Source organism: Pseudomonas sp. C6002 (assembly GCF_013385805.1).
Classification (GTDB): Bacteria; Pseudomonadota; Gammaproteobacteria; order Pseudomonadales; family Pseudomonadaceae; genus Aquipseudomonas.
The window spans coordinates 31,251-54,035 of the sequence record NZ_JACAPH010000009.1 but is presented as its reverse complement, the minus strand read 5'-3'; the positions used below and the strand labels follow the sequence as shown (position 1 = coordinate 54,035).

Below are 22,785 nucleotides of genomic sequence, written 5' to 3'. Positions count from 1 at the left end.
TCATCGCCAGTGTTGTAGCGCGGGGCTTGCTCATCTAGCACAGGCCTTGGATTGACTCCCCATAAATGGCCGATACTCCTCTTCTTATTGATGAGTATCAGCCTCCTCAGCGGGGTAAAACTCGCCCTCCTTCCCCATTTTTTTCAGCCGTTCGCGCACAATTACCTCAACGCTGGCTACGGCGGTTTGATCGTCAGGGTTGACCAACTGCAAGCATAGGCGTTGGACATTCTGATCGTGGGTGCCCTCGCTCATCATCTCGTGGGTGAAGACCTGTTCGCCACGCCATAGGCATAGCTGGGTATGCGTCCCGCCAAGCCATATTTCGTTGATTGATCCAAGGTCGGTGGTCGCTAGTTGATCGACGGTGATTGTCTTATCCATTGCGCTGTACCTTACCCATGAGTAGATACAGGTAGACTTGCCTGCATAGCGGGTCGTTCCACGCGTTGGCAGTTCAACCGGGCTAATGGTGGTTAAGCACGTCCCGGTTAGAACCAGGACAATTGACGATTGAAGGCGGACAGTACGAGCCGAGAAGGGCAATCACATGACTGATCCTGCTGTTCCACATGCAAATGGCCGCGCTTGGATCAACTTTAATCTCACCTTCTCGGGCTGATACTGCCAGCTGAAAGATGGCGTGCAGCCTACGAAACGACCGGCTGCTATCGGCCAGAAGCAGCCAGTCAAAAGCGCCTAGGAAATCAGCGTCGATTCAAGATTCGTCGAGCACGGCCGACACAAAAGCATCAATAGACACTTCCCTGACAAGGAAACGATCACTAGATGCAGGCTTGGCAACCATGTGTTTGGCCAACAAGGAGCGTTACCCAATGCTAGATCTTATTTACATCGTAGAAGATCATTTCGCCTCAGATACCTCCCAGCAAAATGACAGCGGCTACACCCCAAACTTCACACTTTCTGGCCAAAATACAACACCGCAGACTGGAAAAACTGCATATTCCGGCGTAGCGGTAGCTACGGCCGCGGCGGCCGCAGCATCGTCATTCCTCATTCCTATTCTGCCTATTTCTATGATTATTGGCGCAGCGGCTACCGCTGCCGGTGTTGCAGGCGCGGGTGCATCACTAATCGCCAAAGATCGCAGCTCCACAACCGATGAATCAGCCACAGCTCTAGCCATAGCCGAAGAAACACGTTTGCTCACTGCTTACGTACAACGCCATTCGCTTTCCCGCACCCAAGCCAGAGAGTCTGACTATCGTTTCCAGCCAGGGCACCCAGTCGTTGGAAAGGCTTACCGCAAACACCCACTGTCCGACTACTCGAACCCGGATAACAAGAACCTCTACATTCCCAGCGATAGCTACGATGCAATCCTGCTGGAGGAGCGCGAATCGGAACTGGTCAAGCTACTGGTTCAACTTGGAGCGACCAAAATCCGCATCACCAAGAAAGTATCCGATAAAACCCGCAGTTCCATCAGCGCAGAAGCATCCGTGCAAGTTGGCCCTATGGGTGGCGGTGCAGTCAGTTACGCAGGTAAAACTGAATGCGATACTGATTCACTCGATACACGTGAATTCTCGTTAACCGGCAAGCCTTGGAAAGCAGATAGCAAAGTCGATCGTGAGAACTTCTTTTGGCTGTCGTATGAGCCTTCGTGGAAGGCGGTCGTGTTTGCACGCGAAGTGGGCGGTTGTCTGACTGCGTCCCTAGAGATTAAAGAAAACACGTCATTCTCCACAGACAAAAATTTGGAACTGTCAGTCAAGGCAAAGCTAGTAGAGGTTGGTGCGCAGGCCGGCATATCGAATCTCGAAACCGGAGAAAAAACATATTTTGTGAAAGCAGAGTTCGCACCGGTAAGCCACAGCGCTTGACCAAAACCAAGCGATTTAGCATTGCGAGTAAGCAGGAAGGAGTGCTCTTTACAGAGGCACTCCTTTTTTATTTGGCAATCATCGCCGATTCAGGGAGTCGTGGCCGACTGCACATCAAAATACTGACTGCTGATGGCAACTCGCGAATGACCACTTTTGGCCGATTTTTGCCTGGCGCGACAGACCGAAATCGGCCGATTCTGTTGAAAAAGTAGGTCTCCTGTCGATCTATAACGCGAGACCAGCTTAAGCAGGTTGGCTAGAAAGCGCCCCCTTGAGAACCTTAGAAACCAGTATCATCCGATTCCACTGGAATGACGAGGCTTAGGAATACTCCTGCCCGGCCGGCAACCCATTGCGCAGCGAGTGGCGAGCCTTCAAAAATGAGCGCTCACACGTCACCAAAGCCAACATCATCATCTTCCGATCCAGACAGACCGACTGCGCGACGTGTCCGATGAAAGCCAAGTGCTGCCCGAACACTGCGTTTTCGTAAGATCGCCCGCAGCGTCCATGAAGCTGCTCGGGATGCGGACCTGCGAATTGCAGCAACGCCGGCGTATCAGCGCTCTCGCCACGAACTTAAAAAGGTCGAAATGTTGTTTACCCACCTCAAGCGCATCCCTACATTGGATCGCTTGCGACTACGTGGCATGAGTGGCGCGACAGATGAATTCACGCTGACCGCTGCGGTGCAGAACCTACGACGGCTGGCCAAATTTTCATCTCAAGGGCCACCATTCACGGAATAGTTGCGCCTGCACCAAGCAAAAAACCTCGAATTAACCAAATAACTGAGCAGCAAAAGTCACCGATGGGCCGAAAAACCACTCAATGTGGTGAGTAGGCTCTCCAGTGGTGGTCGTGCCTGAGTTTAGGCGATCTGAAAATCCGACTGTTTTCAACAGAATCGGCCAATTGCAGCCAGTCGAAACTCGGCTGAAATCGGCCCGGATTTGAGAAATCCGAGCCGATTCAAAACATCAGACAGATTATTCTCCGCAAGGGGAAATCACCTTGTTTCCAAAGCTAAACAAATCTCTTGAACTCTCTATGAGCCTTCACCAGCCTTAGAAAAGACACTTGCATAAACAGCTTGCCATGACGACAATGAGATCGATTAGCATTTACTCATCGGTGACACTATCATGTCGGCGCTTGATCATTCAGTTCTCGATCGGCTCTATAGCGAACACAACAGTTGGCTGAAGGGCTGGTTACGAGTCCGGCTGGGCAATGCCGCCGATGCTTCGGACTTGGCCCAGGACACATTCCTGCGAGTCATGACCGCTCGCCATGACACCCCAATCCGCGAGCCGCGGGGTTACCTCAGCGCCATTGCGCGCTCCCTGTTGATCGATAAATCCCGCCGCCGCACCATTGAGCAGGCGTACCTGCATGCCTTGGCCCAGCGACCTGAACCCGTAGATGTTTCGCCAGAAATACGTTTGTCCATCATCGAAATGCTGATCGCGGTCGATAGCCTACTCGACGAATTGGGTGCCAGGACTCGGGAGATATTCCTGGCGGTCCAGCTTGAAGGGCTAAGCTATGTTGCAACGGCTGAACGTTTCGGCGTCTCGGTCACCACGGTCAAAAATCATTTAATTCGCGCCATGACCCGGTGCCTTTTGCTGGTCGAAAGCTGATGCCTTCCTCCCTGGACCTCAAGATACTTGAAGCTGCCGCCACCTGGTACGTGCAACTCAATGACGGGACGGTCAACGAGGCAAGAACCCAAGCCTGGAACATCTGGATGCAATCCAGCCCACAGCACGCTGCGGCTTGGGCGCGCGTCGAAACGCTGCAACAACAATGGAAAATGGTGCCCAAACAAGCGGCCCTATCCAGCCTCAGCGCAGCAAAAATACAACGTCGTGATGTGCTGAAAATACTTGGCATGCTAGTGGCCGTTGGCGGATGTACGTGGCTGGCAGTTGAGCAAGTTCCGTATCGTTCAATGCTCGCTCAACAGCGTACGAGTATCCGTGAGCGTCGCTCGCTACGCCTGGACGATGGCTCACAACTGGAACTGAACGCGGATACTGCATTGGATATCCGCTTCGACTCAAAGCAGCGGTTGATCCAGTTGTACCGTGGTGAAATTCTTGTCAAGACCGCCCAGGATCCCACTCAGCGCCCATTTATCGTTCAGACTGGCGAAGGTCGGGTACGTGCGCTCGGCACCTGGTTTAGCGTCCGTCAACTGACCGAACAAACGCGTGTTGGAGTACTGCAAGCCGCTGTTGAAGTAAGTCCGCTCCAGCATGTTGAACGCACTCTGCGCCTCGATGCTGGAAAGCAAGTCACCTTTGACCGCGATGAAGTCGATGCCGCCAGTCTTTTACCCCCGGGCTCGACCGCTTGGGTACAGGGCATGCTGAGCGTGAATGACTGGCGGCTGGGCGATTTCATCGAAGAGTTGGGACGCTATCGCCCTGGCGTACTGCGGTGCGCTGCATCGGTTCAGGGGCTTAGCATCTCAGGGGCGTTCCGCATAGATGATACGGATACCGTGCTGGAAAACCTGAGCCAAGCCTTACCGGTGAGAGTGCGCTACCTGACGCGCTATTGGGCTAGCATCGAACCGGCATGAGTTCGATTTGAAAATGTTTGACGAGTCACCTTGCTGATTTTGATTCTCATCCGTCAATGACACAAGCCGCGATGACAGCGACTCTCTGCCATGACTACGAAAGGATCAACAAAATGCCCCTGCTTCCCCCCTATGCAAAGACTTCAATGACCCGTCCGGTTCGCTTGGCCCTCTTTGGACTGAGCCTCGCGAGTCTGTCGGGGCCGGCGCTAATGTCCACGCCAGTATTGGCGCAGAGCCAGACGTCCTACCAGATCGCTTCAGGTCTGCTCGGCACTGCCCTGATCCAGTTCGGAGTGCAAGCGGGCGTGACTATTTCATTTGATACCGAGCAAACCCGCCGTCTGACTACAACGGGCCTGGCTGGCGTGTACAGCGTCGAGGAGGGACTGATGCGCTTGTTGGCGAACAGCGGGTTACAAGCGCAGCGTCAGAGCAATGGTGGATACGTGTTAATCCCTGCCAATAACGGAACAACGGTGGTGCTTGGCGCGACGAGTGTCACGGGCCAATCGCTGGGAGCAACGACAGAGGGGAGCGGATCGTACACCACCGGTTCCATGAGCACTGCGACCAAACTGTCGACCTCCATGCGCGAGACGCCGCAGTCGGTCACGGTGATCACCCGCCAGCGCATGGATGACCAGAACATGCAGTCCCTGGAGGATATTTCGACTTATACCCCAGGCCTGACCATGCGCAAGACCGGCGGTGAACGCCCGGAGTTCTACTCCCGCGGATCCGCCATCGACAACATCATGATTGACGGCCTGCCCGTCGCGTATGACAGCGACACCCTCGGCACCTCGACACTGGCGATGTTCGACCGGGTGGAAGTGGTACGCGGTGCATCGGGACTGATGATCGGTGCCGGCAACCCGTCCGGCACCCTCAACCTGATCCGCAAACGCCCCACCGTCGAGCCGCAAGTGTCGGTCACCCTGGGTGCCGGTTCGTGGGACAACTACCGCACCGAAATCGATGCCAGCAGCGCCCTCAATTCCAGCGGTTCGATCAGGGGCCGCGTGGTCGGTGCCTTCCAGGACAAAGACAGCTTTACCGATGGCTACAGCAGCAAGCGCCAATTGTTGTACGGCATCACCGAGTTTGACCTGAGCGAAGCCACTACCCTGACCCTTGGAGCGTATTACAACCGTGAGGACAACCCGGGTGCCGACTGGTCAGGCATTCCGACCCGTGCCGATGGCACGTTCCTGCCGATATCCCGTTCGACGCGCATGAGCCCGAACTGGACCTACTGGAACAAGAAAAACACCAGCGCATTTGCCGAAATTGAGCACCGCTTCGACAACGACTGGAAACTGCGCCTGAATACCACGTGGCTGCGAGGCGATCTGGACATGCTGGGCACCAGTTTCTATCGACTGGACTCCAGTGCGGATCAGTTGAACCTGAACGTGGGCCGCTACACCTACCAGCACACGCAAAAAAGCGTCGACGGCTACGTGTCCGGCCCCTTCACCCTGTTTGGTGCGACCCACGAACTGGTGCTCGGGGGCAGTTATCGCAATGATAAAACCGACGATGGCCCCGGCGGTGGTTTCCTCAACGACCCGAACATCGTGCTCGACCCGTCAAACTTCGACTATCACGGCGTAGAGAAACCGGCCATCAACTACAACTGGTCGCGCAAGGGCAAGGTCGATCAATACAGCACCTACGCCACCGTACGCTTCCATCTGCGCGACGACCTGAAACTGATCCTCGGTTCACGCCTGGACTGGTACGAATACGAACAGAACACTATTTCCGGCGAATACACATTCGGCGCCGACTACAAGGCGACGCGGGAATACACTCCCTATGCCGGCCTGATCTACGACATCAACGATACCTACTCGGTGTACACCAGCTGGACCAGAATCTTCCAGCCGCAAGCCAACGTGGACTTCCAGGGCAGCCTGCTGCCGCCGGTCACCGGTACCAACCGTGAAGTCGGGATCAAGGGCGAGTACTTTGACGGCGCGTTGAACGCCAGCCTGGCCTACTTCCAGTTGAACCAGGAAAACCTCGCCCAAGGGCTTGATGCCTGTGCACCGGGTGTTGCTTCCTGCTCCGTGGCCTCCGGCGAAGTGGAAACCAAAGGCGTCGACCTTGAACTGCAAGGCATGCTTGCCCGTGGCTGGCAGGCCTCGGCCGGTTACACCTATGCCGGTGCCAAAAACGTCAAGGGCGGCAGCGGTCGCTTCGACAGCGACACGCCATACAACCTGCTCAAGCTGTCCACCACTTATCAATTGCCGGGCGATCTCGAAAAATGGTCGATCGGCGGTTCATTCCGTAGCCAGAGCAGCACATACACAACCTACGGCGTGTCTCAGGGCGGCTACAGCATCGTCGACCTGATGACCGGCTATAACGTGAACAAAAACCTCAAGGTGCAAGCCAACCTGAACAACGTGTTCGACAAGCACTACTACCAGAGCATCAGTAACCCGGCGGGCGCAAACATCTTCGGCGACCCGCGTAACGTGGCCGTGACCATGAAGTGGAGCATGTAAGCCACATATTCTGAGAATGACAACATCCTGCTAGGGTAGGTGTTGTCGTTCAGGACGTTGAGTCGCCCCGGATCTTTCAGATCATGATCGACGGCTTTTGGCCGATTGCAGCCCCTCGTAACAAGCAGCTTCTGGCTTATCCCCCCTAAAGCCCCACCCAACACCGCCGATAACCTCCTACCATCAATCAACCCCCGCTCCCCTACACCCGATTCGCTCCCCGCATGCTCGTATGGCACGTCGCATGCTTGCCTCACCCCGGCCCGTCCACATGGAGTACGAGTGAATGCCTGTCCAAGCCCGTTTCATCGAGCACTACCGCAAAGCCGACCGCATCATGCTCGCCCTGATCTGGCTGATGACCCTCTTCTCCCTCGGCCTGGCGTTCTGGCACGACACGCTGCTTCAAGCGCTCTTCATAGGCGGCGGCACCAGCGTGGTGCTGACCCTGGCCTATCGCGTCATCGGCGGCACGCGCCTGATGCGTTGCGCCCTTGGCGTCGGCCTGATGGTCATGGCGGCGCTGCACATCAACCAGGCCCAGGGTGTCATCGAATCGCATTTCGGTATCTTCGCGCTGCTGGCGGTGCTGACGTTCTACCGCGACTGGCTGCCTATCCTGGTGGCCGCCGTCACCATCGCGGTCCACCACGTGGTGTTTCATGCGTTGCAGCATCAGGGTTTCCCGGTGTTTGTGATGGAGCATCACGGCGGCTGGAGCATGATTTTCATCCACGCGTTCTACGTGGTGATGGAGACGGTCGCCCTGCTCTACCTCGCGGTGCACAGCCAGACAGAAGCGGTAGAAAGCCAGGAAATGCTCGAAAAAATGCTCGCCGTCACCACGCAGTTCAGCGGTGAGGCCGTCAAGGGCAGTCCGGAAAAAGTGCATGTCTCCCTTGCCACCCGTTTCGATCACTTTCTGACCCAGATCACCGGCCTGATCGACGGCGTCGCCCGCGACTCCCACGGCCTCGGCCAACTCGGCCAGGAGCTGGCTCACGCCAGCGGCACCCTGGAAAAAGGCGCGCGCCACCAACTGGCGGAAATCGCCCAGATGACCGGTTCCATGCAGCGCATGGAAGATGCCATGGGCCATATCGCCGTGCACGTGGAGCATGCCGTCGAGCACGCGGGGCAAGCCAGCCAGCAGATCATCCGTGGCCAGGAAAGCGTCGGCCGTGCCCAGCTGGAAATCACTCAGCTCGCCACCCGCCTCCACGACACTAACGAGACGGTCGAAGGGCTGGCCGTGCAGGCCGAACAAATCGGCTCGGTGCTGGAGGTGATCAACAGCATCGCCAACCAGACCAACCTGCTGGCCCTCAACGCCGCCATCGAAGCCGCCCGCGCGGGTGAGCAAGGGCGCGGGTTTGCCGTGGTCGCCGATGAGGTCCGCAGCCTGGCGCAACGCACGGCGGTGTCGACCCAGGAGATCAAGACGATTATTGAAGGGTTGCAACACGGCAGCCGGCAAGCGGTAGAGGCCATGCACGACAGTCGCCAGGGCGTGGAGCGCTGCGTGGAGGACAGCCAATTGGCGGTGGAGATGCTGCGGGCGGTGGGCAATGATATTTCGCAGATCGACCAGTTGAATGGGCGGATTGTGTCGACCACCCGTGAGCAATCCACGGCGAATGTGGAGATTGTCGGGCGGCTGCAGTCGGTGCAGAGCATCGCGCAGAATACGGCGCAGGATGTGGAGACGCTGGCCAGGAGCAGTGAGCGGTTACCGCCGATTGCGGTACGGCTGGATGCGCTGGGGCGCCGGTTTCATCAGTGAGTGGGAGCATTGGCCGGTGCTCGATTCAAGCGCTGCTTCTGACGCGGATGGATAGTCCAGGCGTGAGCGTCGCTACGGGCAGATCGGGTTTCAATCAAATGAATCGGGCCCTTTCTGCTCCTTTATTTGGACGTGGCGTGTTCATTTTGAGCGTGGGCCGGATAACGCATAGCGGCTTGCCTCTTCCATCAAGTCATCGCACATCGGATTGGCTTTGAGCATGTACGCAGCCGGGTCGATTATCGACAAGCCAAGCGATGTCTCTTCTGTGGCAGATGCCCAAACTTCTCCCATTGGCCCGACAATCTATTTCACTGCCCTCCCAGGTGCGTAGGGGTTGATTTACCGCTACCTTCCCTGGAAATCTTGCAAAGAGACGATGCACATGGATGTTGAATGGGCGCATGCCATCGAAGCCGCAGAAAGCGAGTACTTGTGTTCCCGCGTTGAGAGCTTGTCGCGGGTTAGTGGAAATCCTTTTGGTGCTCGTGTGTTTTTCAATGGGGCCTTTCCGTGCTTTCAGGTGAAGGCAACACCTAGCCCGATGTTCAATCGTATCTACGGTGACAGCACCGGCAACCCCCTTTCACTGCTGAGCTTGCTCAAGGAGTCAGCGGAGTATTCAACAGTAACGCCCCTTATCGGGAAAGCCTCGACGTTGGAGCAATTCGCTTTTGTGGGTGAGGAGCGATTCGAGCGTTTGAGGGGGTGGACGCATCTGCAGCTTGCGTGCCCCATCGAGGATGCGGTGTTGACCCCCCAATTATTCAACATCGAAGAGGCCACTTCAGACTCTCTCCCGGAGTTCGCGGCAGTTCATGCGAGTGGCTTTCATACCAAGCCAGAGCATCGTCAGTTGAGCCAGGCTTGTTTTGCAGGACTGATGTCGAATGAACGCCTGAAAATCTACGTCCTTAAAGCTGATGGGCAAGTCGTTGCAGGCGCGTTGATGTACCTGGCCAGCAATGGCGTTGCCTACCTGGGCACGGCTGCCACTCGAAAAAATGCACGAGGCTTGGGCTATCATGGAGCGCTGATATCTCACCGGATAGAGCAAGCAAAGAAGCACGGCAGCCTGGTGATTGCTGCAACTGCGCTTCCAAGTTCACAGAGTCGCCGTAATTTGCAGCGCATTGGGCTGGCGGCGTCTCATGCTCAGGCGCTGTACCGCTTGGCAGATGGTTGAAACAGATTCGTAATCTACCTTCCGCTTGTGCGAACGGTAGATGTAAAAAGCTGCTGCGCCTATGGCGAAAATGGTAAGTCAGCCAGAGCTGTTCATATTCATTTAAAACCTCGGCACATCGACGTCGCGCAGAAGTTCCTCGGTGGCACATTTGAAACGCTCCACCAGAACGTCCAACAGGACCCGCACTCTGGCAATTCGGTACCGATTGCCATGCAGCACCGCAAACACCCCAGCTTCTGCTACGCAATAGTCAGGCAGCAGCACCTTCAACCGCCCGGCACGGATATCCGCTGCTGCGTCCCAAATGGTCTTGCGTGCAATGCCATGACCGGCCAATGCCCAAGCACGTGCCACGGCGCCATCGTTGGTTTCCCAGGCGCTTTCCAATGGCACACTGTGGTTCCATGTCTGGCCGTCCACCCTGAAATGAAAGGTGTTTAAAGGACCCGCCGGAGTCACCAGCAGAATAAATTTATGCCCGGTGAGCTCGGCCGGCGTCTGCGGCTCGCCGTGGCTCGCCAGGTAGTCCGGCGAGGCACAAAGCACCCGCCAGTTGGGTGCCAGTTGCCGGGCGATCAACGAGCTATCACGCAGTGGGCCGAAACGAATGGCCAGGTCGACATCGTCCTGTACCAGGTTAGACATAGCGTCCGACAAGGTCAGCGCCACCTTCAACTGCGGATGCTGCGCGCAAAAGGTCTCGAGCCAGTCATTAAGCAGGTGACGGCCAAAGTCAGTAGAGGCAGACAGACGGACTTTACCGCGTACTTCCTGCTGACTCGCCTGCAACCCCGCCTCCGCCTCATCAATGGCGCGCAAAGCGACCCAGCATTGCTGCAGATAGAACCGGCCTTCATCAGTCAGCCGCAGTTGACGGGTTGTGCGATCAAACAAGCGGGTATGCAGCGCCGCCTCCAATTTGAGCAACCGTGCACTGGCCGCCGCCGGCGACAACCCCAACTTGCGTCCAGCGGCTGAAAGACTGCCGAGGTCGGCAGCCTCAACGAACAAGCGCATGTCCCCCAATCGATCAGTGGCCATCTTCAATCCAGATTTGATTAAGCATCAAATTCTAGACCAATTATCAAATCACAGACACTTCATCACAATCAGGCCTCACCTGTTTTTCGAGCAAGCTCATGAACCGCGAAGAATCGATTCAACCCACCCCCCCGCCGTCCTCAGAACTACCTATCACTGGCTTACTGGCCCTGACCACCGCGAGTTTTATCGCCACTGCCAACGAGAGCGTACCCGCCGGCCTGTTGCCACACATCTCCGACACGTTTGAGGTTTCCCAGGCATGGGCGGGGCAATGGGTCACCGCGTGTGCCCTCGGTTCCGGGCTGGCGGCCGTTCCCTTGACCTTGGCCTTGCAAGGTTGGCCACGGCGCCTTGTGTTATTACTGACAGTGGGGGTGTTCTGTTTGTGCAACGCGGTAACTGCCTTGTCGCCGTATTTTGCCCTCACCCTGGTCGCGCGCCTGATCGTCGGGGTCGCCACTGGTGTGGCGTGGAGCCTGTTGGCCGGTTATGCGCGACGCATGGTCGCCGCGCCCTTGCAAGGCCGCGCGATGGCAGTGGCTATGCTGGGTATCCCCGTCGCCTTGGCGCTGGGCGTACCACTGAGTGCATGGCTGGGTGAGCAGATCGGTTGGCGCAATGTGTTCGGGCTGCTAGCGGCGTTGAGCCTGGCGCTGATGGTTTGGATTCGGCTGAATGTCCCTGACTTTGCCGGGCAACGGGCTGGCCAGCGCTTGTCCCTGGGCCATGTTTTGTCCAGGCCAGGCGTGCGACCGGTGCTGACGGTAGTTATGCTGTGGATCATGGCTCATTACATGCTCTACACCTATATTGCGGCATTCCTGGCATCGGTCGGGTTGGATGGACAGGTCGAGCAGGCATTGCTTGCGTTCGGCATTGCGGCTCTCGTGGGTATCTGGCTCACTGGGCTATTGATTGACCGCTGGCTGCGGCGGTTGGTGCTGTTGAGCCTGGCCGGGTTTGCGCTGGTATCGCTTGCATTGGCGTTGGGTGGCTTGCCTGCCATAGCGGTTTATGTGGCGATGGCTGCCTGGGGCCTGAGTTACAGCGGTGCACCGACCCTGCTGCAGACAGCTTTGGCGAATGCTGCTGCCGACGGTGCCGATGTGGCTCAGTCGATGCTGGTGACCGTACTGAACCTCGCGTTTGCGGGCAGTGCCGTAGTGGGCGGTGTACTGCTTGAGACGACAGGCGTGGGATCGATCCCCTGGGCAACCTTGGGATTGGTGCTGCTGGCCTGGTTGGTTGTTAAGGTGGGTGGCCAAGCTGGGTTCAGGAGCTTGTCCAAGCCCTGACCGGTTTTACTGCCGCTTAGTCCGAATTCGGCTCAGCCAAAATGCAGGCAAGCCAGTTCACACAAATGCTGTGTGATGCCTTCCTCGGAGTGTTCCGGAGCTGCAATCAACAGCATCTCCGAGGCACTCGATGAGGCTCAAGCGACGGCACGCAATGCCGGTGATATTACGCCGCCGCTCAATCTCAACTTCGTCACTCTAAGCAGCTCGATTAAATTGTTCGGAGCGCCGTCTGAGTATCTGCGTCCAGCTCAGATGCTCGGTTACTACCCTGACGAAGTCCTCAAGCGCTAATTTTAGCTCGATGAAGCACGCCTAGCCGAGCAGAGCATCCTAGTGTCACAGGCCATTTGAACGGCCTCTGACTGCTAACATTCCGTTGGCAGCCAGTCGGATAATGGCCGTAACGTTGGGCCTCATAGTGGTGAGGCATTTTCAGACGATATAGCCACTTATGCCGTCCCACAGAAGTTTTACCGCCGTGACTACGAGCAGGCAGTAGCAGGCAAGGTACATCTGGCGTTGATCCAGCTTGGTGTGCAGTCGCCAGCCCAGCCAGACACCACTTGGAACTGCTAACAGGCAGATGACCATCAGGCTTAGCACGTTACCGGTGGGCCTGGCTAACAGCAGCCAAGGCACTGCCTTGAGCAGATTGCCTACGGTAAAGAACATGCTGGTGGTGCCGGCATAGGTTTTCTTGCTTAGACCGAGCGGCAACAGGTACATCGCTAATGGTGGCCCACCAGAATGCGCGACCATAGTCGTGATCCCAGAGGTGACGCCTGCGGACACCGCCTTGAGCGATGAGCGCTGGCTGACCCTGATTTCCCCACCGGTCTTGAACCAGAGGCCGACAAAAATCAGGGTAACCGCCGCCATCACTAACGCGACTGCGCGGTGATCCATGACGCGAAAGAGTAGATAGCCGACACCGATGCCGACAATCAGACCTGGTAACAACAGCACCAAGTCGGGTTTAGACCAAGTGGATGGCTTCCAGTAACGCAGGCCGAACAGGTCCATCGCGATAAACAACGGCGCTAGCAGTCCGCCGGCTGTGAGCGGATCCATCACCAGCGACAGCAGCGGAATGCCGACAATGGAGAAGCCTCCACCGAAGGCACCTTTCATAAAGCAGATCAAAAAAACTCCGGCGAAGGTCACCAGAATCGTGGTGGTGGTCAACTCAAGGTCCACGGTGCTGCCCCCTGATCCGGCTGCTCAAGGTTGGCCAGCATTATCGAAGAAAGCTCAACGTGCCCGCGCTCGCGCAAGTGCGCGATCGCAGACAAGCGATCAGCGTGCGACTTGTTTTGATTGAGCTTGCGCTTGCATTCAACGCACTGCATTTCGATCTCGATACCGACAACTCTCGACACCATCTCGTCCAGATATTCACGCGGCGCATCGCCCATCTTCCAGGGCTTGATCTCCTTGGACTCCTGGTGGCGAGTCAGCTGGGCCAGGGTGCGGCGCAGGAGCTTTTCTTCCGACATCACGCGCATGACGCCATGCACATGCACCACCTCGTAGTTCCATGTGGGAACCTGGCGATGCGTTTCGTGCTTGGACGCATACCAGTTGGGCGAAATGTAGCCTTCTGCCCCCCTGAAGATCACCATGACAGGCGTGCCGCCGGCGCAACGTTGCCACACAGGATTGGAGCGGGCCACATGAGCGGTCAGCAGCCCGTATGTTCCGTGGCCGGTATCGAGTTCAAAGGGAATGTGGTCCGCATCCATGCCGGATTCACCCTCAGTCACGAGGATGCCCAGCGGATTGTCGCGGATAATTCGGTGCAACTGTTCCGGGCGGTGCTCTGCGAAGTGTTCGGGAATGTACATGGGATTTCACTACGGATTGTTGGGAGTCCATAATGTCGACCACGACCTGCATCATCGAAAGTGCCAGTTTCGAGGTTTTTCCATGGGCCAGTTTTCAGCCAATCCGGATGCATTTTCCCGCGGCGCGCAACGTCGGATCTATGCCAGGCTGCGCGCGCAGATAGAAGACGGCACGCTTGCCGCCGGCACGAGGCTCATGTCGACGCGGGCAATCGCGGCCGAACTCGGCGTGTCGCGAACCACGGTAACGGCGGCTTACGAGCAACTGGCGGCCGAAGGCTTTGTCCTGACATCAGTGGGCAAGGCCGCCACGGTAGCGAGCATAATCAGCACTCAATCCGGGCATGCCCAAGGGGACTCGGCGCAGCAAAAGGAACTGCCGCCAGTGCTTTCCCTTTACGGGCAACGAGTGGCCATCATGAAGCCGTACAACATGGCGTCACCCCAAGCCCGCATCGATTTCAGGTACGGCTCGGTCGCTACCAGGGATTTTCCGGCGCTGGGTTGGCAGCGCGCCTACCGTTCCGAACTAGTCAAGCGTCAACCGAGCCTCGCTTACGGCCACCCCGAAGGGGAAGAGCGCTTGCGCAATGCGCTGCAAGGTTATCTGCGACGCGCACGCGGTCTGGCGTGCGATGCGGATCAAATACTCGTCGTGCATGGCTCGCAGCAAGGACTTGACCTGTGCGCCCGGCTTTTGCTGAACCCGCAAGATGCATTCGTCTTCGAAGAGCCTGGCTACCGCATGGCCAGATATTGCTTTGAGGCCACGGGCGCGACGGCGTTGCCCATACCCGTCGATGCCTCTGGACTGGATACCAGTGCTCTGCCGGAAGGTGATCGCGTGCGCCTGGCCTTTGTCACTCCGTCGCACCAGTTTCCCATGGGGGCGGTGCTTCCTGTCGCACGTCGCCTCGAACTGCTGAGTTGGGCGAGGCGGCATCGTGCGTGGATCATTGAGGACGATTACGGCGGCGAGTTTCGCTATGGCCAGCGGCCCATCGACGCACTGCAATCCATGGACGCAGATGCTCGCGTCATTTATGTCGGAACGTTCTCCAAGGCACTCTCACCGCAACTCAGGTTGGGTTATCTGGTTCTTCCACGCGAGTTGGTTCACGTTTTCCGTGAAGCAAAACGGCTGACCGATCGACACTCACCGCGCTGGGAGCAAAACGTGCTCGCCTCATTGATCGAAAGTGGAACCTATGAGCGTCACGTTCGCCGCCTGCGGCGGGAAAATGAACTGCGGCGAAGGGCATTACTGGAGGCTTTTGAACAGCATCTGGCGGAATATGGGCAACTGGCCGGCATGGCGGCGGGCTTACACGGCGTATTAACGCTACCCGCGCTTCGCGCTCAGGATGAGCCGACGTTGCAGGCGATAGCGCTCGAACGCGGGGTTGGCGTATATCCGCTTTCGCCGCTGTTTGCCGAACCCACGTCGGTAGAATACGAGCGACCGGCAGGGCTCATTTTGGGCTATGCCGGCCTGACAACGCAGCAGATTCATGAAGGGATCGGCATTCTTGGCACGGTGGTTCGGGAGGTTGAAGAGCTTGGGGCTCGGTCCGGATCAGTGGATGACTATGTCATCTAATATGCGGCTCGAACACGAGCAAATTTACAAGGTAGAGATAAGGCGAATAAGAAAAAGTGGTCGGCTTGAGTGACTGCTAAGGGTGGAAAATGGTTCTGGACGGAGGGACTGCTATTGGCCGATTGCAGCCCATCGTGACGGGTAGCTTTTTGAAAATTGGCCCCCATTATCGGCCCCAATTTTTCGATGCTGATAATTGACTACTTTTCCCCGAAAAACCTCCTGGCTTGGGTCGAAGTCGTCGATACAACTACCACCGCCTCCACCACGCTTTCTGAGCAACCACCTCAGGCTTCAGCGAGGCGATCTTAGAGCCAGCAATCTTTACCGGTGCGACGTCCAGACCATCGAAGCTACCTAGACCCAGAGGGGGGCTTTCTGCTTGTAGAAAGCGAGTGGTTTCTGCTGAAGCCACTGCATGCAGTAACGACGAGGGCGTTATATTCCGACTCAAGACGTGAATGCCGCTCTCTGGGTCATGCAGACCACTTACATCGGTGCCTTCAACGCCGTCTATCAGAAGCGGCTGGATCATGACCGTCCCAAGCTCGTAGGTGATATCCAGATCACCGCAAACGCAACGCAGCCTTTGCAGTTCACCATTCGAAGATACACACACAAAATCCAGCCCGTCGTCATCCGTGCAAAAGCTGCAAACGTGTAATTGAAGGCTTTTACTCAGCGCTAAATTCACATTCAGGAAAGCTCTCTTGAAGTAGTCGGCTAGCTGAGCATCCTTAAGCACTTTGTATATCCGCGATAGCGCTGCCAATTCTTGAGGGAGCTCAAGCGGTACATCCTTGATGGGTGGCATAGACGTAAAGGGCCATTTCCGTTCTTCGCCAGCCTTGAACGTGTCTAAGTAGAACGACGTGGCGTTTTCATCCTGGTGCAATGACCAACCAATGCTCACCGGCAACGTAGAAAGTGGTTCTAACTCCGGCTTCACATTCATCGCGTGAGCAACGACAAGGTACCCCATTGTTTAGATCCTTCAGGTACAGGGCTGAATCGCTCCAAGCATAGTCGATACTTGAGTGTGCGCTATTGGCCGATAGCATTCGCGCATGGCCGAGAGCTGACTCAAACGGCCTGAAAAATTCCGGGGACTGAAAATGGAAGAAACGCTCTCTTCGATATTTATGCACTAAAGGAAAACCCATAAATTTCAATGGGAAAACCGTCGTTGCGATCATCAATCCCGATTTTTCCTAGCCGTTTTACAAATGTTAACTCCTTCAACTGGCTATTGGCTTTAGGCTTCGAATCACAAAGTCCGATCGGACCCAATCAGCTCTAAGACGACTCTACAACCATGAATCTGCACGCCATCGCCGCGACGCTTTTTGCGTTTTTCACGCTGCTTCCTTACTCGGTACACGCCGCAACCCCCATCGCCCATGTCGCTATCTACCGAGGCCCGGCGGGCTGCGAGGGATGTTCAGAGAATGTCAAAACAGCCCTGCTGCGCGTCCGCCCGACTGCGCAGATTGACTTTGTAGGTGCCGATGAATCGATCGACATCACGCCGCAAAACCTCGCTCGTTATGACCTCTACGTTCAACCGGGTGGCGGTCAGGACATCCCTGCGGCGCTTGATAGTTTGGGGGATGCGCGGGTGCAGGCCATTCGTGACTTTGTCGCCCAGGGTGGGCGCTACCTGGGGCTTTGTATGGGTGCTTATCTGGCCGATGACAGCAACTTTGGCCTGATACCCTACGACCTTGATTCAGAGGCGGGCAGGCCTGGGTTTGAGGTCGCGGGCATTGCGGACGCGGCGGTGCAGGTTGTGTGGGATGGGAAAGCCGATAGCGTCTTTTATCAGGATGGGCCTTACTTCCCCAAGCCTGACGCGACCTCGCCTTCTTCAACCATTGCGACCTACCGGAATGGTGATGTGGCGGCAGCGCGTTACACCTATGAAAACGGGGTCGTGGTGCTGAGTGGCCCGCACCCTGAGGCGGATCGGGAGTGGTTCGAGAAGGCGAATATTCCCTTGAGCAAGATGCCGCGGGGTGAGCTTTTTGGGGCGTTGGTGCGCAGCATTGAGGGGCGCAACGGCGCAAAGTCACCCTGACTTGCAGCGCGCTGGACTGGCGACATCCCACGTTCAGGCGCTGGCTGGAACACCGTACCGATTGTTCCAGCCGGGGTTTCTGTTGTGCCTGACGGCCATGCAATAGGTATTGGCAAAGAACCCTGCCCTAATAGCGTTTTTCCAGTCTACAGGCACCTGTTTGATGACCCGACTCCCCCTCATATTCCTGATGGCTGCTGCAGTTACCAGTGCGAACGCCGCCGACAATGTCCCTTTGGAGCGTTCTATCAAGGACTGGATTGTCGGCTGTGATAACACGCGTGCCTGCACGGCTATCGGTGCCGTCCCGGAGCGTGACGATATCGGTATCTCGACGTTCAGCCTGCGGGTAACCCGTGAAGCCGGACCACATGGAGACTTGCGGGTAGGCGTGTTCAGCTACACCGCCCCCCATGGTCAGCCAACACTCGATGGCAAGCCGCTGAAAAATCGATTCGAGCCTGGCGAACTCAAAAAAGGTGAGGTATCTGAGGTGTTTGCTCTGACCGGAACGAATGCCGACACCTTGATTGCAGAGTTGCGCAACGGGCGGGAGTTGATTTTACCCATTGAGGGCGGTACCTCCGTCGCCTCGCTAAACGGGTTGAGCGCGGCGCTTTTGCTGATCGACTCGGTCCAGGGGCGCGTTGGTACACAGGACGCACTGATTTCCAAGGGGCAGGCGCCCGCCAGCAGCGTGCCGCAAGCACCGGCCGCACCGCCGGCACCGAGTTGGCAGGCACCCGTTGCGCTAACCCCGGACAGGGCAAAAGAAGTCGCGGATGCCGTGGTGGCGGCCACGCGCAAGGAGTGGCAAGCGGATCTGAATGAAGGCGTTGCGCCAAAGGCTAACGCCTATGCCTTGAGTGCAGATCAAGCGCTGGTGATCATCGAAACCGGCTGTGGGGCATACAACTGTTTCTACAATATCTACCAGGCGCCCCTGGACCACCCTGAGCAGGCGCGCCCAGCGCGGGTCGCCGAAGTGCCAAATCTGCCGGAAAGAGAGCCCAACGGCCTGGTCGATTTTGATCCGGCCACGGGTGAACTGAGCAGCCAGGCAATGGCGATGGGCATGGGCGGTTGTGGCACTGCGCTGCGCTGGCGCTACGACGGTAACGGTTTCACGCTGACCCATGCGGCTGAAATGAACACCTGCATGGGGCTGGAGCAGGTTCATTGGCCTGTGCTGTGGCGTACCGAGGCAAGTCGCTGAAACTGTCGAATACATCAATGTGTGTGGCGAGGAGCGAGCGCCCTCGCCACACACGGGTGTAGCCCCCTACCCCTTCAGGAAGCCTTCAACGCCCGCAACTCACCCTCTACACGCGCCGCGTTGCAGTAGGTATCCAGCATTTCCAGCACTTGTTCGCCGGTGAGGACTTTACCGTTCAGTTGCAGGCCGAACAGCGTCAGGCATATCTGTGGCTCCCGGGAGCGCTTGATCTTGACGTGGGGCATCAGGGGGCCCGCAGCGTTTTTGCAGGCGGGCAATGGCGCACCCTCGCGCAATGTCAGCGTGATCCATAGCTTGATGCGGCCCTCTTTGATGCGGATATCGCCGATATCCAGCAGATCGATTTCTGCATCAAGGTTGCGAAACCACAAGTGGCTATGGGTCAGGCGCATCAGGATTTCTTCGCCGGCCCGACGGTGCAGCCACACCCCGCTGAGCAAGACCAGCGCCACGATTGCAAAAATGCCTCCCATGAACGCGTTTTTGCCATCCCATGCACTCCCGCCCGCCATCACGAAAGCGAACACTGAAAAGAGCAACAGGGTGCGGCGCACCTTGCGTGGGTAGGCCAGTTCGGTGACTGCGGGAACCTCGGCCAACCACTCCTCGCGTTCCTGGATGGCCGCCTGCAACTGATCGCCAGTGTGCTGATTAAAATCCTCAGTGAGGGATTGGGCCAGGCTGGCCAGTGGATCATCAGGGTGGTTCATACCGGTACTCCATTCTTGTTGGCATCGTCAGCCGACTGCGGATCATGAGTGAGTTGACTGAACCACTGCCGGTCGTGCGCGGTGGGCGTCCGTGTTGCCTGGGCCAGCAACTGGTCGTCGAGAACCACACCCAGTTGCTGCAGGCGCACGGCAGTGGGGGGATGGGTATCGAACGGATGAGCGATCGCGTGATCCATCACCGCCTCGTTCAAGATCACCGGAGCCTGGCGAAGGTGTTCCGCTAACGCCTGGATCAAGTTGCTGTGGGTACGCTGCCCAAGCAGTTTGTTGACTTCGGCATCAAGGGCGATGACGCGCAGCAGCGCCTGGCAAAACAGCCGCTCGCCGGCAATTTGCGCCCCGACCTTATCCGCCACCAATTCCTGCGCACGACTCCAATGGTGCACGGCTATCTGGAAGTGGTGCAGAAAGAGCCACGTCATCCAGATCGCCGGGCGTTCGATCCAGGACGGCATGTCATCCACCGCGCTGATGTTCAGGAAATGCATGTACATCAAGCTGAACCGTGCCCCGGCTTCACTGCCGCGCTCGGTGTCGCGGCTGCTGAAGTGGCCAAGCTCATGGCCGATAATCGAGGCGGCTTCTTCCTGGCTCAGGGTCGACAGGAAAGTCAGCGGCAGGTACATCGTACGGCCCGTCAACAGTTGACCCGAGGGTTGCAGGGCCACCTGGACACTGGTGACGAAAAACGATTGGTCGACCCCAATCACGATGTGGTCTGGCACGGGCGCGCGGGTGACGGCTGCCAGTTTTTCTATCCACTCCCATAAGGCCGGGGCGCTGGCCCGGCTGATTGAACGCCCCAGAAACCCGGATTGCGGCGTTTCCATATCCTGCCATTGCCGACGCAGGCGCCCAATCAACAGCACGCCCAGGTACAGCATCACCAGCAAGGGCACCACCACCAGCAGTATCACCATGCCGCTGTTCTGGCGGTTGCTCCAGCCCCAGCTGACTTCATACAGCAGGGCCATCGCCAGCGCCCCCACTATCAACCCGGTGTAGACCACCAGCCACTGCCCCAGCGCACGCCAGCTCAGGACCAGTCGATCATAAAGAAAGTCCCGCGAACGCAACGCGCGCCAGGCATCCAGGCGCAGTTTTACCCAGGTCGCGCAGCCCGCCAGCACGGCTGCGACCGCCAGCCAGTAACCGAGAAACGCCAAGACCTGGCGCATGTGCACCGAGCCCTGGTCGGCATCGGCCCGAGCGACCTCACGCTGCAGGTAGCCGCGCAGGCTGTCGTCCGGGAGTACCGGCGTTTTGCGCCATTGTTGCGGCAGTTGCTGCCTCAATTCATCGCTCGGGCTGGCGAGCCATTGGCGCATCACCTGCGCTTCTTCCAGGGTACTGTCGGCACGCCAGCTCTGAAGGCTGCTCCAGCCCATCAGTACCAGCGGCAGCAGCAACATCGCCAGGCCCCACGACCATCGTCTCAACAGGCTCATGGCTCAGTTCGCCTGGAGATAGTCAGTGAGAAATGCTTGCGCATTGCCCTGACTCGCCAACGCCTCGTTATAGGCGACGGCCAGCGCTTTTGCTTCGCCTGGCAAGTACAGCTCTCCCCAGCCGTTTTGCAGAATCAACACGACGAACTTCTGACCGTCTACCGTGGTGTAATAGCGCGTGTCCTTGCTGGTCTTCTCGACAGACATCTTTTGGATTTTCAGGTTCCAGTCGTGGTCAGCCCCTTCCACTTGCACCAGTGCCTGATTTTCGTCACGGGCCCCGATACGCAGTGTCCAGACTTTCACCCCGGCCTCACCCGAATACGCAGCGACCTTATCTGCGACTTCCGGGCGATCTTGAGCGAAGGTATTGCCCGTCATGACGGCCAGTACCATGCTTAGCACGGCAGCCCATTTGCGATAAATCAGCATACTCAGGTTCCTTGAATTTCACGGCCGACCATTGAAAGTCACCCTCGGCGATCTGCCAACCGTGCAGGCCGTTGCGCACAACAATGAGACTGCAGTTCACAACGACGAGTGACGGGGTACAATGGCGCGAACACATAAGGACATGACTCAAACCCTTCTCGATGAAACGCCAGAATCCTTATCTCGACACACACTTCTGCTTCGATCACCCGGGTCCCCTGGACCAGGCCGGCGTATTCGACGACAGCGCTCGTCAGGTTATTGGTTCTGCCATCGGCCACTACCGCGCACGGACCGTTCGGCCAGACCTGCAGTATTTCGACTGTGACTTGCAGTTCCCCGAGCCGCTGAAGATCCACAAGGTATTGCCCGACAGTGTGTGCATCGTGCAGGTGCTCGGCGGCCAGTGGCAGCATCGGGTCGACGGTGTGCTCAATGAATACACCACGGGCGCAGTCCATGTGCTGGGCCTGAGTGAGAGCATGGAAACCGTCGATCAACTGCCCGCCGGCAGTCATGCGCGCATGGCCGGGCTACGCATCGCAGGCGATTATTTGCGCGAGCTGGCCGAAGAAGACTCGGCGCTCCAGCCGTTACTCAGCCTGCTCAATGACGGCGTTCAATTTTCGGGACTGCACGGGTGCCCGGCACTGGGGCGTTTGCTGGAGCGGATATATCACTCTCCCTACCAAGGCGCCTTGGAGCGCCTTAATCAGGAAAGCCTGAGCCTGGCAGCGCTGGTGGAGCTGGCAGCCCATCTTGCCCCTCAACCTGCCAGGCCAATACCTGCGGTACGCGGTCATTCAGACCTGGCCCATGAAGCGCGGTTTCAACTGGATGCCAACCTGATCGACCCTCCCGGCACTCAAGCGCTGGCCCGTAGCCTGGGTGTGGGGGAAACCACGCTGCGCCGGGCGTTCAGTCAAATCTACGGCCAGTCGATGCTGGATTATGTGCGCCAGCAACGCATGGAGCTTGCGCGCAATCTGCTTCGTCAGCGCAAGTGGCAGGTGGCGCAGATCGCCTACCGCCTGGGCTATGCCAATCCCGCTAACTTCAACCATGCCTACAAGGCCTACTTTGGTCACCCGCCAGGTGCCGAACGCTAGAGAGCAAAGCCATGAATAGACCCCT

The 22,785-nt window shown here is 57.5% G+C and carries 19 protein-coding genes and 1 pseudogene; 12 read left to right on the top strand and 8 right to left on the bottom strand.

All coding sequences use genetic code 11. The features are described 5' to 3' along the window. Positions 1-84: 84 nt before the first annotated feature. Positions 85-384, bottom strand: coding sequence for a hypothetical protein (locus HX817_RS03960; protein ID WP_087694689.1), 300 nt, complete (start codon positions 382-384; stop codon positions 85-87). Between the two features lie 452 nt (positions 385-836). Between HX817_RS03960 and HX817_RS03955 the strand changes: the two genes are divergently transcribed. The 7 genes and pseudogenes from HX817_RS03955 to HX817_RS03925 all read left to right on the top strand — a co-directional run bounded on the left by HX817_RS03955 (position 837) and on the right by HX817_RS03925 (position 9,937). Further along, positions 837-1,850 (top strand): hypothetical protein, encoded by a 1,014-nt coding sequence (locus tag HX817_RS03955; RefSeq protein WP_177036106.1) that lies wholly within the window; start codon positions 837-839, stop codon positions 1,848-1,850. A 304-nt stretch (positions 1,851-2,154) separates the two neighbouring features. Beyond that, a pseudogene (locus HX817_RS03950) lies at positions 2,155-2,602 on the top strand (transposase); the annotation flags it as partial. A 396-nt stretch (positions 2,603-2,998) separates the two neighbouring features. Next, positions 2,999-3,499, top strand: a complete 501-nt coding sequence (locus tag HX817_RS03945; protein ID WP_177036105.1) for a sigma-70 family RNA polymerase sigma factor — start codon at positions 2,999-3,001, stop codon at positions 3,497-3,499. Continuing rightward, complete coding sequence (locus HX817_RS03940; RefSeq protein ID WP_256344178.1) at positions 3,499-4,446, top strand: FecR domain-containing protein; 948 nt, start codon at positions 3,499-3,501, stop codon at positions 4,444-4,446. Before HX817_RS03945 ends, HX817_RS03940 begins: the two co-directional genes overlap by 1 nt. A gap of 113 nt (positions 4,447-4,559) precedes the next feature. Continuing rightward, positions 4,560-6,968, top strand: coding sequence for a TonB-dependent siderophore receptor (locus HX817_RS03935; RefSeq protein WP_371316414.1), 2,409 nt, complete (start codon positions 4,560-4,562; stop codon positions 6,966-6,968). 286 nt (positions 6,969-7,254) lie between these two features. After that, complete coding sequence (locus HX817_RS31485; RefSeq protein ID WP_177036104.1) at positions 7,255-8,751, top strand: methyl-accepting chemotaxis protein; 1,497 nt, start codon at positions 7,255-7,257, stop codon at positions 8,749-8,751. 385 nt (positions 8,752-9,136) lie between these two features. After that, a complete protein-coding gene (locus HX817_RS03925) occupies positions 9,137-9,937 on the top strand; it encodes a GNAT family N-acetyltransferase (RefSeq protein WP_177036103.1) in 801 nt (266 codons plus the stop codon). A 102-nt stretch (positions 9,938-10,039) separates the two neighbouring features. On the opposite strand, the gene HX817_RS03920 is transcribed toward HX817_RS03925, so the two are convergent. After that, positions 10,040-10,981: a LysR family transcriptional regulator gene (locus HX817_RS03920; protein WP_177039826.1), complete on the bottom strand. Its 942-nt coding sequence runs from the start codon at positions 10,979-10,981 to the stop codon at positions 10,040-10,042. Between the two features lie 98 nt (positions 10,982-11,079). Between HX817_RS03920 and HX817_RS03915 the strand changes: the two genes are divergently transcribed. After that, positions 11,080-12,279 (top strand): MFS transporter, encoded by a 1,200-nt coding sequence (locus HX817_RS03915; RefSeq protein WP_177039825.1) that lies wholly within the window; start codon positions 11,080-11,082, stop codon positions 12,277-12,279. 435 nt (positions 12,280-12,714) lie between these two features. Here the strand turns inward: HX817_RS03915 and HX817_RS03910 are convergent, their stop codons facing one another. Beyond that, positions 12,715-13,479 (bottom strand): sulfite exporter TauE/SafE family protein, encoded by a 765-nt coding sequence (locus HX817_RS03910; protein ID WP_003210527.1) that lies wholly within the window; start codon positions 13,477-13,479, stop codon positions 12,715-12,717. Further along, positions 13,464-14,126, bottom strand: coding sequence for an FMN-binding negative transcriptional regulator (locus HX817_RS03905; protein WP_177039824.1), 663 nt, complete (start codon positions 14,124-14,126; stop codon positions 13,464-13,466). The genes HX817_RS03910 and HX817_RS03905 overlap by 16 nt, the downstream gene beginning before the upstream one ends. Here HX817_RS03905 and HX817_RS03900 point away from each other — a divergent pair. After that, positions 14,125-15,726 carry a PLP-dependent aminotransferase family protein gene (locus tag HX817_RS03900; RefSeq protein WP_008432589.1) on the top strand — a complete coding sequence of 534 codons (1,602 nt, stop codon included), beginning with the start codon at positions 14,125-14,127 and terminating at the stop codon, positions 15,724-15,726. The genes HX817_RS03905 and HX817_RS03900 overlap by 2 nt on opposite strands. 250 nt (positions 15,727-15,976) lie before the next feature. Here the strand turns inward: HX817_RS03900 and HX817_RS03895 are convergent, their stop codons facing one another. Next, positions 15,977-16,708 (bottom strand): hypothetical protein, encoded by a 732-nt coding sequence (locus tag HX817_RS03895; protein WP_177019861.1) that lies wholly within the window; start codon positions 16,706-16,708, stop codon positions 15,977-15,979. Positions 16,709-17,041: 333 nt separating this feature from the next. Between HX817_RS03895 and HX817_RS03890 the strand changes: the two genes are divergently transcribed. Next, complete coding sequence (locus tag HX817_RS03890; protein ID WP_003210508.1) at positions 17,042-17,803, top strand: BPL-N domain-containing protein; 762 nt, start codon at positions 17,042-17,044, stop codon at positions 17,801-17,803. A gap of 163 nt (positions 17,804-17,966) precedes the next feature. Beyond that, positions 17,967-19,019, top strand: coding sequence for a DUF1176 domain-containing protein (locus tag HX817_RS03885; RefSeq protein WP_177039823.1), 1,053 nt, complete (start codon positions 17,967-17,969; stop codon positions 19,017-19,019). Positions 19,020-19,093: 74 nt separating this feature from the next. Here the strand turns inward: HX817_RS03885 and HX817_RS03880 are convergent, their stop codons facing one another. Genes HX817_RS03880 through HX817_RS03870 form a run of 3 tightly spaced genes read right to left on the bottom strand, consistent with a single transcriptional unit; the run spans position 19,094 to position 21,651 of the window. Further along, complete coding sequence (locus HX817_RS03880; protein ID WP_177039822.1) at positions 19,094-19,750, bottom strand: hypothetical protein; 657 nt, start codon at positions 19,748-19,750, stop codon at positions 19,094-19,096. After that, positions 19,747-21,219 (bottom strand): M48 family metallopeptidase, encoded by a 1,473-nt coding sequence (locus tag HX817_RS03875; protein ID WP_256348646.1) that lies wholly within the window; start codon positions 21,217-21,219, stop codon positions 19,747-19,749. Before HX817_RS03875 ends, HX817_RS03880 begins: the two co-directional genes overlap by 4 nt. 3 nt (positions 21,220-21,222) lie before the next feature. Beyond that, on the bottom strand, positions 21,223-21,651 hold the full coding sequence (locus HX817_RS03870; RefSeq protein ID WP_003210496.1) for a hypothetical protein: 429 nt from the start codon (positions 21,649-21,651) through the stop codon (positions 21,223-21,225). Between the two features lie 161 nt (positions 21,652-21,812). On the opposite strand from HX817_RS03870, the gene HX817_RS03865 reads away from it, so the two are divergent. Beyond that, a complete protein-coding gene (locus tag HX817_RS03865; RefSeq protein ID WP_087694703.1) occupies positions 21,813-22,760 on the top strand; it encodes an AraC family transcriptional regulator in 948 nt (315 codons plus the stop codon). Positions 22,761-22,785 lie beyond the last annotated feature (25 nt).

Coding starts and splice junctions, on each gene's coding strand:
- HX817_RS03895 (WP_177019861.1), bottom strand. CDS start 16,708: ATGGGGTACCTTGTCGTTGCTCACGCGATGAATGTGAAGCCGGAGTTA.
- HX817_RS03955 (WP_177036106.1), top strand. CDS start 837: ATGCTAGATCTTATTTACATCGTAGAAGATCATTTCGCCTCAGATACC.
- HX817_RS03960 (WP_087694689.1), bottom strand. CDS start 384: ATGGATAAGACAATCACCGTCGATCAACTAGCGACCACCGACCTTGGA.
- HX817_RS03880 (WP_177039822.1), bottom strand. CDS start 19,750: ATGAACCACCCTGATGATCCACTGGCCAGCCTGGCCCAATCCCTCACT.
- HX817_RS03890 (WP_003210508.1), top strand. CDS start 17,042: ATGAATCTGCACGCCATCGCCGCGACGCTTTTTGCGTTTTTCACGCTG.
- HX817_RS03905 (WP_177039824.1), bottom strand. CDS start 14,126: ATGTACATTCCCGAACACTTCGCAGAGCACCGCCCGGAACAGTTGCAC.
- HX817_RS03945 (WP_177036105.1), top strand. CDS start 2,999: ATGTCGGCGCTTGATCATTCAGTTCTCGATCGGCTCTATAGCGAACAC.
- HX817_RS03935 (WP_371316414.1), top strand. CDS start 4,560: ATGCCCCTGCTTCCCCCCTATGCAAAGACTTCAATGACCCGTCCGGTT.
- HX817_RS03865 (WP_087694703.1), top strand. CDS start 21,813: ATGAAACGCCAGAATCCTTATCTCGACACACACTTCTGCTTCGATCAC.
- HX817_RS03940 (WP_256344178.1), top strand. CDS start 3,499: ATGCCTTCCTCCCTGGACCTCAAGATACTTGAAGCTGCCGCCACCTGG.
- HX817_RS03915 (WP_177039825.1), top strand. CDS start 11,080: ATGAACCGCGAAGAATCGATTCAACCCACCCCCCCGCCGTCCTCAGAA.
- HX817_RS03885 (WP_177039823.1), top strand. CDS start 17,967: ATGACCCGACTCCCCCTCATATTCCTGATGGCTGCTGCAGTTACCAGT.
- HX817_RS03920 (WP_177039826.1), bottom strand. CDS start 10,981: ATGGCCACTGATCGATTGGGGGACATGCGCTTGTTCGTTGAGGCTGCC.
- HX817_RS03875 (WP_256348646.1), bottom strand. CDS start 21,219: ATGAGCCTGTTGAGACGATGGTCGTGGGGCCTGGCGATGTTGCTGCTG.
- HX817_RS03870 (WP_003210496.1), bottom strand. CDS start 21,651: ATGCTGATTTATCGCAAATGGGCTGCCGTGCTAAGCATGGTACTGGCC.
- HX817_RS03900 (WP_008432589.1), top strand. CDS start 14,125: ATGGGATTTCACTACGGATTGTTGGGAGTCCATAATGTCGACCACGAC.
- HX817_RS31485 (WP_177036104.1), top strand. CDS start 7,255: ATGCCTGTCCAAGCCCGTTTCATCGAGCACTACCGCAAAGCCGACCGC.
- HX817_RS03925 (WP_177036103.1), top strand. CDS start 9,137: ATGGATGTTGAATGGGCGCATGCCATCGAAGCCGCAGAAAGCGAGTAC.